Origin of the sequence: Clostridium sp. AM28-20LB, from assembly GCF_003480665.1 — a bacterium.
GTDB lineage: Bacteria > Bacillota > Clostridia > Lachnospirales > Lachnospiraceae > Otoolea > Otoolea fessa.
The window spans coordinates 363,661-377,365 of sequence record NZ_QUJN01000001.1 but is presented as its reverse complement, the minus strand read 5'-3'; the positions used below and the strand labels follow the sequence as shown (position 1 = coordinate 377,365).

The window sequence follows — 13,705 nt, the reverse complement described above, 5'->3', positions numbered from 1 at the left end:
AACTATGCCGTTTACCGTTTTCCCGTCAAACCCACTATCATTTCCAGCAGCCGCGGCACACAGTAAATCAACGGCAATGCATACCGCAGGGAAACCACCGGTCCCAGCAGAAGCGTTCCCCAGCAGCCGAGCAGAAGCATCATCGGAAGGATCTCATACGCCCGGCGCTTCCAGACTGCAAATCCTGCTGCAAACAGCATCAGCCAGAACGGAAATGCCTGGTTTAGAAGCACCGACAGCATCGGAACCGACTGGAATGCCGGTGTCAGCGTTGCCTCCCTCAGCCAGTCCGAAAGCGCCTGAAAATGGCTGTTCCGCGTGATATGCAGGATATTCAAATCATCTTCCAGGTACGCCCCGTCGTATAAAATATAGCTGATCCAGTATTGATTGTCTCCTATATACCAGTACCCCCAGTTTCCCATCAGAAATGAATCCAGATAGATATCCGGATGGCGCTTCCCGATTTCCGCCCAGGTCCGCACGAAACGTCCCATATCTGCCTGCATCACTTCCGTATGGAACCCACTTTTCACCGGATCCGCATTGACACGGACATACTCACTGAGCGCCTGCGGATCAATCAGCGTCTCGATATATTCCTTTTCCTCCGGTGCCAATTTCTCCGGGACTTCATGATATATGCGCGCCAGCTGCTGCATTGGCACGCACAGCATCTCCCTCGCATCGCCCTTTCCCACGCCGAACGCCGTTGGAATCGGACCGGATAAAACATACCATAAAGCTGCCACCAGCAGAGATGCCCCGATAAACCAGTTTCTGCGATACACTTTTTTTCGTAAAAACAGGCAGACTGCCAAAACAAAAAACAGGAACACATAGATTCCCTGATTCCGGAACAGGCACATAAAAAACACACTCACAAAAAAGAGCAGCCAATCACCCGACTTTCCCACTTCTTTCCGAGAACCTGTTCCGTTCGGATTTTTCTCTTTATCCAGCTCTCTTTCTTTATCCAAATCCTCTTTCTTCTGGCACATTCCCCGCCAAAAATGCTCCGGATCCTCCGCCAGACAACATGCCGTATCAAATGCCAGCAGGAAAAATGCGCCAAAGAGCACATCCTTCGTCGTGACAAAGGAAAAGACCGTCAGATACGGATTCAGAATCCAGAACGTCCACGAAGCGACGCAGATCCATCGCGGTGCCCGCCGCGCTTTCATCCGGCACAGACACAGGGAAAAGACCGCACTCATAAAAAACGACTGCGACAGCGCATACAGCGCCATCCCTGCCTGATAGGTATGGAACAGACGCCCCGCAATCTTCATGCAGAGTCCCAGATATAGCGTGTGAATTAATGGATGGTGAGTTGTCAGCGGCAGTTTTCCATAAAACTGAAGGAGCTGCGCGGACGCATCGTAAGAATAAATGCCCGGATAAACCGCCAGAAAAACCGGAAGATAGACGCACCAGGAGAGAAACATCCATTTCAGCCATGTCCCCAAATCCGAATTTTTCGCTGCGCGCTGTTTCGATTCCCGTCCCTGGCTTTCCACATCGCGGCTGCTTCCCTGGTCTTCGCAGTCTTTCCCCCTCCGTGCTTGCGTCCGTTTCTGGCAACTGTTCACAGGCAGGAATTTTCCGAACTGAAAATCCCGTATCTCAGGCCAGCCACGCCCCAAAGCATCCAGTCCCACACAAATCGCCCAGACCATCACCGTCATACACACCACCCAGCCCGCCAACTGTCCCAAAAACTGTCCCGCCGTCCGGTAAATCAGCTCATTGCGGCTGTAACGGATTCCCAGAAGAATCATCAGCCCCATCAAAACACCCAGCACAAGGCTGACTGCTGCCAGGCGCCGATCCGCAATATATTGTTTCAATCCCTTTCCCCGTCTCTCATTTTCCTGCTTCTCTCTCATGCCCCTCACTCCATCATCCGCCACATCGCATTTCTTCTTTTTCTCCTATTGCACAAAAAAGTCCTGGTTCATATGAAAACCAGGACTTTTGCGTTACTTAATTGTATTTGCGCTTTCTAGCAGCTTCGGATTTCTTTTTACGACGAACGCTCGGTTTCTCGTAATGCTCTCTTTTCCGAATCTCCTGCTGGATACCAGCCTTAGCACAGTTTCTTTTGAATCTGCGTAAAGCGCTGTCCAGACTCTCGTTATCTTTAACGATTACATTTGACATAGCTCACACCTAACCTCCCTCCAGTTGTGTAATAAGTGCATATTAATACAACTGTATGGGTATTTTTTTAGCACTAAAAAGATTATATCATAAAAAAATGATACGTCAACAACATTTTACATTTTTTTATGATTTTTTTATTTCACTTGCTCTGCTACTACTTCTGCCGCTTTTTCAAGGGCTGCTGCAATACCAGACGGATTCTTTCCGCCAGCCTGTGCCATGTTCGGACGGCCACCGCCGCCGCCGCCGACAAGACCTGCGATTGCTTTGATTAAGTTTCCAGCATGTGCACCCTTCTTCATCGCACCGTCAGTTACAGAAGCCATCAGGCTTACCTTGCCATCCAGAGTAGATGCAATCAGGACAACGCCATCGCCCAGCTTCTCTTTCAGCTGATCGCCCAGATTACGCAGACCGTTCATGTCTACATCCTTAACCTCAACTGCCAGCAGCTTCACGCCGTTTACATCCTGTACCTGATTCATAACATCGCCCAGAGAGTCGTTCGCCAGCTTACTTTTTAACTTCTCATTCTCTGCGTGCAGAGTCTTGATCTCCTCTAACATGGACTCAATCTTGCTGCTCAGTGCCGCCGGAGTGGTCTTTGCCAGTTTCGCCGCCTCATGCAACTCATTCTCTACCTCTTTGTAGTGGTTCATCAAACCGGTGGAGGTCAGCGCCTCGATACGGCGGACGCCTGCTGCAATACCTGCCTCAGAGAGAATCTTGAAGGATGCAATTGTGCCTGTGTTGGATACGTGCGTACCGCCGCAAAGCTCGGTGGAGAAATCCCCCATCTTGACAACACGGACTTTCTCGCCGTACTTCTCGCCAAACAGTGCCATCGCGCCCGTCTTCTTTGCCTCATCCAAGGACATAACATCGGTTACAACCGGCAGGGATGCTGCAATCTCATCATTTACAATCTTTTCAACCTTCTCTATCTCCTCTGGAGTCATTGCAGAGAAATGAGTAAAGTCGAAACGCAGACGGTCACGGGTTACCAGGGAACCAGCCTGCTCTACATGGCTACCAAGTACGGTACGCAGCGCTTTATGAAGCAGATGAGTTGCGGAATGGTTGCGGGAAGTCAGTTCACGGTTTTCCTTGTCAACCGACATGGTTACTTTTTCTCCCACCTCGAACATACCCTTTACTACAACACCGACATGACCGATCTTGCCACCCTGTAAATGAATGGTATCTTTTACTTCAAACACAGAGCCGTCCGGAGCGGTAATCTGACCGAAGTCACCCTCCTGACCACCCATGGTTCCGTAGAACGGGGTTTCCTTGGTGATAATTGTACCAGTCTGACCGTCAGTCAGTGCCTCTACAATCTCATCCTCGGTCGTCAGAACGGAAATCTCGGATTCCGCTGTCAGACGATCATAGCCGATAAACTCAGTTGTAATAGCCGGATCGATGGACTGGTATACCGTAACATCCGCGCCCATATAGTTAGTCGTCTTTCTCGCCGCTCTCGCCTGTTCTTTCTGGCGTTTCATCGCTGCGTTGAAGCCGTCCTCATCGATACCGAGGCTCTTCTCCTCGAGAATCTCACGGGTTAAGTCGATCGGGAATCCATACGTATCATAGAGCTTGAATGCGTTGTCGCCGGACAGCACTTTCTCGCCCTTCTTGTTCATATCTTCTTCCATATCAGCAAGGATCGCAAGACCCTGATCAATGGTCCTGTTGAACTTATCCTCTTCCTCAGAAAGAACCTTGAAAATCATCGCGCTCTTCTCTTCCAGTTCCGGATAACCATCCTTGGAAAGGTCGATAACGGTGCGGGACAGAGCTGCTAAGAACTCACCCTCGATGCCAAGTTTTTTGCCATGGCGTGCTGCACGGCGCAGAAGGCGGCGCAGAACATATCCGCGTCCCTCGTTGGATGGCATAATGCCATCGGAAATCATGAAGGTGCAGGACTTGATATGATCCGCTACAATACGCAGCGAAATATCGGTCTCATGATCTTTCTGATATTCGGTATGTGCCAGCTCGCAGACACGGTCTAACAGAGCTTTGTTGGTATCAACCGTAAACAGGGAATCTACATCCTGTACGATCACTGCCAGACGCTCCAGACCCATTCCGGTATCAATGTTCTTGTGCTCCAGCTCGGTGTAGTTGCCGTGACCGTCGTTGTTAAACTGGGAGAATACATTGTTCCATACCTCCATGTAACGGTCACACTCGCAGCCTACCGTACATCCCGGTTTGCCGCAGCCGTATTTCTCACCGCGGTCATAGTAAATCTCAGAACACGGACCGCACGGACCAGCGCCATGCTCCCAGAAGTTATCCTCTCTGCCAAAGCGGAAAATACGCTCTGCCGGAATACCCATCTCTTTGTTCCAGATATCAAATGCCTCGTCATCGCTCTCGAACACAGACGGATAGAGGCGATCCGGATCAAGTCCGACAACCTCGGTTAAAAATTCCCAGGACCAGTGAATCGCTTCCTCTTTGAAATAATCACCGAAGGAGAAGTTGCCAAGCATCTCAAAAAAGGTACCATGACGGGCAGTCTTACCGATATTCTCGATATCGCCGGTACGAATACATTTCTGACAGGTACATACTCTTGTTCTCGGCGGAATCTCCTGACCCGTAAAATATGGCTTTAACGGAGCCATACCAGAGTTGATAAGCAGAAGGCTGTTATCATTATGCGGAACCAGAGAGAAACTCTTCATTGCCAGATGTCCCTTGCTCTCAAAAAAGTCTAAGAACATCTTTCTAAGTTCGTTCACACCGTATTTTTTCACGTTGCTTCCTCCTATAGTTACTTCTATTTAAGTAAAATTTTCCTCATTCTTTATATCCTATCATAGGAATTTACATTTCGCAAGAGGTTTATCGGTACAAAAAGTGTACAAAAAGTGTGCAAAAATGGGACCCTTACCGCAATTCTATATGCCGCAAAAGTCCCATTTTCTAATTTTTTTACTACTCTGCCGGAAGATACGATTCATACAAATCCAAAAGCTCATACGCCCGATCCCGCGTCGAATTTGCCAGCGACGCCGTGTACTCGACATTTTCCATCGTGCCGCCCTTGTAGCGCTCCGCCGCCTGTTTCGCCGCCGTATCACGTTCCCGGATCCATCTGCGTTCCAGACCACGCAGCGTGTCTGTCTCCTCGTCTGGAAGCACCGCCATGATTGCCTGATAAATCTGATTTAATTCGGCATCCCAGAGCCGGTACTCATACGCGACCGCCTCCCGCATCGCGTCGGTCGTATTCGCACTTCCCGAATTTTCCAGGTTTTGAATCGTATTCTCGATCTCGCCCAGCCGGTTCCGGTAATCTTCCGCTGTCCGGTCCGAGCCTGCACCTGTCCCGGAGGACGCGCCTCGCGCAGGAGATACAATTCCATTTTCAACCGGGGACACAACCGCCCCTGTATTCACAGAATGATCCGACTCATCGCCCGCGCTCTGCTTCTCTGCCGCCTTAGCAGCCGCCCGATTATCTGCACGTTTTTCCTTTTGTTCACCTAAAGACTGGACAGAAACATCTCCTTCCGCCTGCATACAGGCTCTATCTTCTGTCCCCACGCTTTCCGCATGCGCCATTTTTTTAGAAGATGGCTCCGGCGCATCCTCCGCCAGACCATTTTCCGCTGCTTCCGCCGCAAATGGTTCCGCCTCATACATCGCCTCCGGTCCGACCGTCAGGCTTCTCTCACTTCCCGCCTGCTCCCGGATATAACGCCGCGTTGCCGCCGTCGTCACAATCCCCAGCACCAGAATCAGACCGAGGGCAGCGATCATTCCTTTATTTTTCAAATTACTCTCAACCGCCTTTGCTATTCCTGTTCACTTGATAATTTTAAAATAGCACATTTAAGACGGTTTGAAAATAGATGATCGAAAGATGTAAACATATCGTAAGGGTTGTTATAGTAACTGCTCATATGTAGGAATTTTCTGAACTGAAAATTCCGTACAATACAGTTCCGGATGCAGATTTTGCCGATTTGGAATGCGAAGCATCGGCAAACTCCTGTTACTGGTCACACATGTGTGACCAGTAACGAGCTATACCCCCGGATCCACCATCAGCTCGTCCCCATCCGCCGCCGAAGTAGCCAAAAAGTCACATCTCTCATTCTCCGGATGCCCATTATGCCCCTTCACCCAGAAAAACGAAATCTGATGGGGTTCCTTGGCAGCAAGCAGGCGCTTCCATAGATCTACATTCTTAACCTCCTCATTTTTGCCGCGTTTCCAGCCCTTTTTGATCCAACCCTCGATCCAGTGCTGGTTAAAAGCGTTGACGAGATACTGGGAATCTGAATAGAGTTCGATCTCGCAGGGGCGGTTGAGCGCCTCGAGACCGGCGATGGCTGCCATCAGCTCCATACGGTTGTTCGTAGTTCGTTTGTAGCCGCCGGAAATCTCTTTCGTGTGCAGTTTTCCTGCCGGATCTACATAGTGAATGACGGTTCCAAATCCGCCCGGACCATCTGGATTGCCGCGGGCGGCGCCGTCTGTGTATATAGTTACTTTCAAGTCAGAAATCTCCTTTATGTCTATTATTGAAGCTTAGCGGTCCCACTTATCGCAGAGCGAGTTAATCTGGTCGGCAAAACGTGCTAAATCTTTGTTCGCCCCGCCCTCGTTATGCATAACAACACGGCGCAGGCGGTCGCAGGCTGCCAGCAGGCGGGCAAATACACCAGCCGCTTTCTTCGTTGCTTCGTTCACTGCCGGTTTCTGAATCGGAATGCCCTTCGTAACAGTCACGAAGCATCCCTCTTTCAGGTCGTAGGAACTGCCGGAGAACGGAGCCATCGCATTGATGCCGTAAGTCTCCTTGACCATCTCTGCAAATGCATCGCACACTGTGTCATCGCCGTGTACCACGAAGACCTGGGACGGTTTTTCCATAAAACTGCCAACCCACTCCAAAAGCCCGGTCTCGTCCGCATGGCCGCTGATGCCCTCGATCTTCTCGATCCGTGCTTTAACCTCGATCGACTCACCGAACAGCTTCACTTCCTCGCGTCCCTCAGTAATGCTGCGTCCCAGTGTGCCGACTGCCTGATAGCCAGCAAACAAAATCGTACACTCCGGTCTCCAGAGGTTGTGTTTCAGATGATGGCGGATACGGCCCGCATCACACATGCCGGCTGCCGAGATGATAACCTTCGGTTCCTCGTTGAAGTTGATTGCAACGGAATCGCTGCTGGTGATCGAGAGATGCAGACCCGGGAAAGAAATCGGATTGATGCCCTTTTTTACCAGCTCCTTCGTCTCCTCATTGTAGCAATCCATCATATTGTCCTTAAACACGCCGGTCGCTTCCACCGCCATCGGGCTGTCTAAGTAAACCGGAAATACGCCGTGCCCGGTTACAAGGTTCTTCTCCTTGATAATACGGATGTAATTCAACACTTCCTGCGTTCTGCCGACCGCAAATGCCGGGATCACGACATTGCCGCCCTTATCCAGCGTCTCCTGAATCACGCGGGCAAATTCTTCCACGTGATCGCCTGTATTCTTGTGGAACCGACCGCCGTAAGTGCTCTCCATGACAACATAATCCGCCTGACGGATGTACTGCGGGCTGCGGATGAGCGGCTTGTTTTTGTTACCGATATCACCTGAAAATACAATCTTCTTGGAACAATCGTCTTCCTTCATCCAGATCTCGATCGAAGCCGAACCAAGCAGATGTCCCACATCGACAAACCGAATCTCCAGATTGTCATTCAGACGGATAATCTCATTGTAATTGCAGGGGACAAAGTGATGCAGTACCCCTTCTGCATCGTTCATCGTGTAAATCGGCGTCACCTCCGGTTTTCCGGCACGCATGGCCTTCCGGTTTTTCCACTCCGCTTCTGACTCCTGGATATGGGCGCAGTCTTTCAGCATGATATCACACAGATCGCAGGTCGCGCGCGTCGCCATAATCTGTCCGCGGAATCCCCTCGCATAGATAAGCGGAAGCAATCCCACATGATCAATATGGGCGTGCGTCACCAGCACATAGTCCACATCCGAATACGGAATCGGAAGTTCTGCATTTTCATACTTGTTGATCCCCTGTTCCATACCGCAGTCAATCAGAATATTCAGTCCGCTTGCCTCCAGGAAATGACAGCTGCCTGTAACCTCATGATCCGCACCGATAAATGTAAGCCTCATAAAATCAGCCCCCTGTTCTGTCGTTTATGTTTCCGCATACCCCTTGCGGAAAATGTTTTTGCTATTAGCTTCATTATAACTGATTTCTGACAATTTTGCAATTTCCCCGATAAAGTTTCGATAAAATTTTCATAAAATCACCTTATCTGTCCCACATTCCCATTCCAGACAACGCACCATTTTCCCAACAAGAGCCAGACCTATTCTATTATATAATAATACAGATCATCCCCCCATTGCTGTCATTGATGATTTTCTGCAGCGTATCCTGCAGCTTCACCTGGCAGTCCTCAGTGAGCTGGGATATCTTCGCCTGAATCCCGTCATCGACGATCTGGGCGATTGATTTTCCAAAAATATTGGTTTCCCAGATGCCTTCCTCACCTTTTCCAGCATTCTCCCGGATGTATCGGATCAAATCCTCTGCCTGCTCTTCATTTCCCACAATCGGCGCGATCTCAGTCTCAATCTGCGCCTTGATGAGATTGATGGACGGCGCCTGCGCTTTCATTTTGACTCCATATTTATTGCCGTGGCGCACCACCTGCGGCTCATCGAGGACGATCTCCCCGCGTTCCGGCGTGACAACCCCATAGCCCTTCTTGCGTGCCTGCGTGAGCGCCACGGATGCCTTTTCATACTCGCTCTGCATCGACGTCAACCGCTTCAAGGTCTGCATCAGCTGGTACTCGCCCTCGATCGGCATTCCCACATACTCGCTGAGGATCTGATAATAATGTCCGTCATCCAGCTCGACCACCGCCTGAACGCTGCCATCATCCATTTTCATTGATACAATCCGGATCCGGCGGATCGCTTCCCCGGTTTCCTCCGGCAGCGCCAACGCCACATCGCGCATATGTACCGTCCGATCCATCATCCCCCGGACTGCCTGTATGACCTCCGATTTAAGCCAATGACTGTTTGGCAGAATCTCCAGCCATTTCGGAATCGAAAAATCAATCTCCGTGACCGGGAATTCCAGAAGCACTTGCCCCAGAATCTCCCGGATATCCTCGGCACGCAGCTGCTCACAGTTGACTGGGAGCACCTGCACCTCATATTTTTCGGTCATCCGGGCTGCCAGCGCCCGCGTCTCCTCCGAATACGGTTTCTGCGAGTTTAAAAGCACCAGAAACGGCTTTCCCAGTTTTTTCAGTTCCTGCACGGTCTTCTCTTCCGCCGGAACATAATTCTCCCGTTTCAACTCCCCGAAACTGCCGTCCGCCGTAACCACAAGCCCGATCGTCGAATGATCCGTGATGACCTTGCGCGTTCCCAGCTCGGCTGCCGCTGTAAATGGGATCTCCTCCTCATACCACGGCGTCCGCACCATGCGTTCTTTCTCGTTTTCAATATGACCGGCAGCGCCCTCCACCATGAAACCGACGCAGTCGATCAGGCGGACCCGCACCTCCACACCGTCCCCAAGCGAGAGCTTTGCCGCCTCTTTAGGGATAAATTTCGGTTCCGTTGTCATGATCGTTTTCCCCGCCGAAGACTGGGGAAGTTCATCCCGGGCGCGCTCGCGGGCATGGACATCTTCCAGCCCCGGAAGGACGAGAAGTTCCATAAAGCGCTTAATAAAGGTCGATTTCCCTGTCCGAACCGGACCAACCACCCCAATATAGATCTCGCCGCCGGTTCGCGCCTGGATATCGCTGTATACATTAAAATGATCCATAAAAATACCCCCTTGGTCTGCTGATACAATGTATTCAGACCATAAGGGGGTTATGAATATTCCCATTTGGAAAGCTCCGGCTCACAGAACATTTTTATTCGCTCAGATAAGCCTTCTTCACTCTCTCATTATTCATCAGTTCTTTCGCATCACCGCTCAGAACGATATTGCCCGTCTCAAGCACATATGCTTTATTGGAAATGGAGAGCGCTTTTTTCGCATTCTGCTCGACCAGAAGAACGGTCACTCCGTCCTTGTTGATTTCCTGGATAATATCGAAAATCTCATTAACATAGAGTGGGGACAGACCCATCGACGGCTCGTCGAGAACGATCAGGCGCGGGTGGCTCATGAGGGCGCGTCCCATCGCAAGCATCTGCTGCTCGCCGCCGGACAAAGTTCCGGCAAGCTGGTTCTTGCGCTCTTTCAGACGCGGGAAACGCTTGTAAATCATTTCGATCGTATCTTCAATTTCCTTCTTGTCATTTCTCGTATACGCACCCATTTTCAGGTTCTGGAGAACCGTCAGGGAAGCGAACACACGGCGCCCCTCCGGCACGTGGGCGATTCCCATTGATACCAGCTTATAGCCCGGTACATGGGTAATATCCTTTCCTTCAAATGTGATATTGCCTGCTTTGGACGGCAGCAGACCCGTGATCGTGTGAAGCGTCGTCGTCTTTCCGGCTCCGTTGGCACCGATCAGCGCTACCACATCGCCCTGTTCTACCTCAAAGGAAATTCCCTTGAGTGCCTGTATCACACCATAATATACCTGTAAATCTTTTACTTCCAGCATTGACATACGAAACTTCCCCCTATTCTCCCAGATATGCTTTGATAACTTCTGGATTGCTGAGTACCTCACTGGTCGGTCCCTCTGCCAGCATATGACCGAAGTTTAAGACCGTCAGGCGCTCGCAGATACCAGAGACCAGCTTCATATCATGCTCAATGAGAAGCACGGTCATATCAAAATGATCGCGCACGAAACGGATCGTCTTCATCAGCTCTGCCGTCTCATTCGGGTTCATGCCAGCTGCCGGCTCGTCAAGAAGCAGAAGCTTCGGCTCGGTCGCCAGCGCTCTGGCGATCTCCAGCTTTCTCTGCTTGCCGTATGGGAGGTTCGATGCCTTATAATCAAACTCTTTATCGAGGTCAAACACCTTCAAAAGCTCCATCGCTCGCTCATCCATCTCTTTCTCAACCTTGTAATAGGACGGAAGACGCAGAATGCCGCTCAGCGTAGAATATTTATGATGGTTGTGAAGACCAACCTTTACATTGTCAAGCACGCTCAGCTCCTTGAACAGACGGATATTCTGGAAGGTTCTCGCGATGCCTGCCTGATTGATCTGGATTGCCTTGTGACCGGTAATGTCCTTTCCATCCAGCAGAATCCGTCCGCCATCCGGCTTGTACACGCCCGTCAAAAGGTTGAAAATAGTCGTTTTACCAGCGCCGTTCGGTCCGATCAGGCCGTAGAGCTGTCCTTTTTCTATCGTGATGCTGAAATCATCGACCGCTTTCAGACCGCCAAAAGAAATACTTAAATTTTTTACATCCAGCATTGCCATGATTTACGCCTCCCCTTCTGTCTTCTTTTTCCGGAATGATGAAAAGATGCGCTCGCGGACCTCGATCGCCTTCGGGCTGGAGGTCAAAAGCATCATTGCAATCAGGACGACCGCGTAAATCAGCATACGGTAATTATTGAGGCTTCGAAGCATCTCAGGAAGCAGGGTTAAGATAACCGCCGCGATCATGGAACCACGGATATTTCCGATGCCGCCCAGAACCACAAATACAAGGATCATAATGGACATATTATAACCGAAGCTTTTCGGGGTCGCTGCCAGCGTCGCCAGGTTGTGTGCGTACAGCACGCCTGCCACACCGGCTAAGGAAGCAGAGATGGTAAATGCCATCAGTTTGTATTTCGTGATATTGATACCCACAGACTCTGCCGCAATACGGTTGTCGCGGATCGCCATGATCGCACGACCTGTCCGGGAATTGATGATATTCAATACAATAAACAGGGTCAGGAGTACCAGGATAATGCCGATCGTAAAGGTCGCCGTCTTCGGTGTACCTGTGATACCCTGTGCACCCTTGATGATCACCTGACCGTCCGCTGCCAGCTTTAAAGAAGCTACATCTTTCATGGAAACGTGGATGCCGTTTCCGTCGATGCCGACGTACAGAACATTGATAATATTTTTAACGATCTCACCGAATGCCAGCGTTACAATCGCCAGATAGTCTCCTTTCAGACGCAGAACCGGAATACCGATGAGGATACCAAATACCGCCGCTACCGCCGCACCGACAAAGAGCGCCAGAATGAAGCGTACCTGATTGCTTGCGATCAGATTTTTCATGGCATGATTAAAAAATGCACCTGAAAACGCACCCGCACACATGAATCCGGCATGACCCAGGCTCAGCTCGCCGAGGATACCAACCGTGAGGTTTAAGGAAACCGCCAAAATCGTATAGGTACAAAGTGGAACCAGAATACCCTTTAAAAGACTGTTTACATGGCCGCCTGCCATCATAATCTGAATCAGAATGTAACAGCCGATTACAATCGCATATGTGATCGCATTCTGAATCCGAATTTTATTTTTATATGCGTTCATTTTAAACACCTGCACTTTCTCTTGCTTATTGCAGTTCATGCACCATCTTGTTTTCACACGGCACTTTCCGTTTCAAAAGTCCCCGGCATGAACCATCGTATAATTTTCTCTATTATACTTTCTCCGTCATCTTCTTGCCGAGAATACCGGTCGGGCGGACCAGAAGCACGATAATCAGGACAGAGAATACGATCGCGTCAGAAAGCTGGGAGGAAATATACGCCTTGGCAAGGTTTTCAATGATACCAAGCAGGATACCGCCGATAAATGCGCCCGGGATCGAACCGATACCGCCAAATACCGCTGCCACGAATGCCTTGATACCCGGCATGGAACCGGTGTACGGAGACAGGGACGGGTACGCCGAGCAGAGCAGCACGCCTGCTACTGCCGCCAGGGCGGAACCAATCGCAAAGGTTACGGAGATCGTGCGGTTTACATTGATACCCATCAAGGTTGCCGCACCGCGATCCTCAGAAACCGCCAGCATCGCCTGCCCCATTTTCGTCTTGTTGATAAATGTCATCAGGGCAGCCATAATCACGATACAGCTTAAAATCGTCACGATCGTGACACTGGAGATCGAAAGCTTGCCGCCAGCCAGTTTTAATGCCGGTACAGTAATAACTGATGTAAACTGTCTCGCATTGGAACCAAAAATCAGAAGCGCCACGTTCTGGAGCAGATAACTGACACCGATCGCGGTGATCAGAACTGCCAGCGGGGACGCGTCACGCAACGGTCTGTATGCAACTCGCTCGATCGTAACGCCCAGCACTGTACACACAACCACCGAAGCCAGAATACCCACAACCGGAGAACCGCCCATCGTTGTGACAATCGTAAACACTGTGAAACCGCCTACCATGATGATATCGCCGTGTGCGAAGTTCAGCATACGCGCGATGCCATAAACCATGGTGTAGCCCAGTGCAATGATCGCATAGACACTTCCCAGACTGATGCCATTGATTAAATAAGAAAGAAAACTCATATGTATACACCTACCTCTTTGTTTCTACGTTTTCGCATTTCCCTGTAC

At 50.3% G+C, this 13,705-nt stretch carries 11 protein-coding genes; all 11 read right to left on the bottom strand.

Annotation, left to right across the window (positions count from 1 at the left end):
- Positions 1-11 precede the first annotated feature (11 nt).
- The 11 genes from DW739_RS01690 to DW739_RS01640 all read right to left on the bottom strand — a co-directional run bounded on the left by DW739_RS01690 (position 12) and on the right by DW739_RS01640 (position 13,657).
- Positions 12-1,889, bottom strand: coding sequence for a DUF6020 family protein (locus tag DW739_RS01690; protein ID WP_118742525.1), 1,878 nt, complete (start codon positions 1,887-1,889; stop codon positions 12-14).
- Positions 1,890-1,986: 97 nt separating this feature from the next.
- Positions 1,987-2,163, bottom strand: coding sequence for a 30S ribosomal protein S21 (gene rpsU, locus DW739_RS01685; protein WP_003504099.1), 177 nt, complete (start codon positions 2,161-2,163; stop codon positions 1,987-1,989).
- A gap of 137 nt (positions 2,164-2,300) precedes the next feature.
- The gene (alaS, locus tag DW739_RS01680) at positions 2,301-4,910 is read right to left on the bottom strand and encodes an alanine--tRNA ligase (RefSeq protein WP_227589512.1); all 2,610 of its coding nucleotides are present in this window, start codon (positions 4,908-4,910) and stop codon (positions 2,301-2,303) included.
- A gap of 214 nt (positions 4,911-5,124) precedes the next feature.
- A complete protein-coding gene (locus tag DW739_RS01675) occupies positions 5,125-5,967 on the bottom strand; it encodes a lysozyme inhibitor LprI family protein (protein WP_118472309.1) in 843 nt (280 codons plus the stop codon).
- Between the two features lie 252 nt (positions 5,968-6,219).
- Positions 6,220-6,693, bottom strand: coding sequence for a ribonuclease HI (gene rnhA / locus DW739_RS01670; protein ID WP_022359619.1), 474 nt, complete (start codon positions 6,691-6,693; stop codon positions 6,220-6,222).
- Between the two features lie 33 nt (positions 6,694-6,726).
- Entirely contained in the window at positions 6,727-8,334 is a 1,608-nt protein-coding gene (locus DW739_RS01665) for an MBL fold metallo-hydrolase (RefSeq protein WP_118742524.1), read from the bottom strand.
- A gap of 208 nt (positions 8,335-8,542) precedes the next feature.
- Positions 8,543-10,018 (bottom strand): stage IV sporulation protein A, encoded by a 1,476-nt coding sequence (gene spoIVA, locus DW739_RS01660; RefSeq protein WP_118742523.1) that lies wholly within the window; start codon positions 10,016-10,018, stop codon positions 8,543-8,545.
- 94 nt (positions 10,019-10,112) lie between these two features.
- On the bottom strand, positions 10,113-10,823 hold the full coding sequence (locus DW739_RS01655) for an ABC transporter ATP-binding protein (RefSeq protein WP_118742522.1): 711 nt from the start codon (positions 10,821-10,823) through the stop codon (positions 10,113-10,115).
- Between the two features lie 13 nt (positions 10,824-10,836).
- Positions 10,837-11,595, bottom strand: coding sequence for an ABC transporter ATP-binding protein (locus DW739_RS01650; RefSeq protein WP_022359705.1), 759 nt, complete (start codon positions 11,593-11,595; stop codon positions 10,837-10,839).
- A 3-nt stretch (positions 11,596-11,598) separates the two neighbouring features.
- Positions 11,599-12,663, bottom strand: a complete 1,065-nt coding sequence (locus DW739_RS01645; RefSeq protein WP_118293682.1) for a branched-chain amino acid ABC transporter permease — start codon at positions 12,661-12,663, stop codon at positions 11,599-11,601.
- A 112-nt stretch (positions 12,664-12,775) separates the two neighbouring features.
- Positions 12,776-13,657 carry a branched-chain amino acid ABC transporter permease gene (locus DW739_RS01640; protein WP_022359707.1) on the bottom strand — a complete coding sequence of 294 codons (882 nt, stop codon included), beginning with the start codon at positions 13,655-13,657 and terminating at the stop codon, positions 12,776-12,778.
- Positions 13,658-13,705: the final 48 nt, after the last annotated feature.

Excerpts from the sequence above, each read along its gene's own strand:
- rpsU (WP_003504099.1), bottom strand. The coding sequence starts at position 2,163 with ATGTCAAATGTAATCGTTAAAGATAACGAGAGTCTGGACAGCGCTTTA.
- DW739_RS01640 (WP_022359707.1), bottom strand. The coding sequence starts at position 13,657 with ATGAGTTTTCTTTCTTATTTAATCAATGGCATCAGTCTGGGAAGTGTC.
- DW739_RS01690 (WP_118742525.1), bottom strand. The coding sequence starts at position 1,889 with ATGAGAGAGAAGCAGGAAAATGAGAGACGGGGAAAGGGATTGAAACAA.
- DW739_RS01650 (WP_022359705.1), bottom strand. The coding sequence starts at position 11,595 with ATGGCAATGCTGGATGTAAAAAATTTAAGTATTTCTTTTGGCGGTCTG.
- spoIVA (WP_118742523.1), bottom strand. The coding sequence starts at position 10,018 with ATGGATCATTTTAATGTATACAGCGATATCCAGGCGCGAACCGGCGGC.
- alaS (WP_227589512.1), bottom strand. The coding sequence starts at position 4,910 with ATGTTCTTAGACTTTTTTGAGAGCAAGGGACATCTGGCAATGAAGAGT.
- DW739_RS01655 (WP_118742522.1), bottom strand. The coding sequence starts at position 10,823 with ATGTCAATGCTGGAAGTAAAAGATTTACAGGTATATTATGGTGTGATA.
- DW739_RS01665 (WP_118742524.1), bottom strand. The coding sequence starts at position 8,334 with ATGAGGCTTACATTTATCGGTGCGGATCATGAGGTTACAGGCAGCTGT.
- DW739_RS01645 (WP_118293682.1), bottom strand. The coding sequence starts at position 12,663 with ATGAACGCATATAAAAATAAAATTCGGATTCAGAATGCGATCACATAT.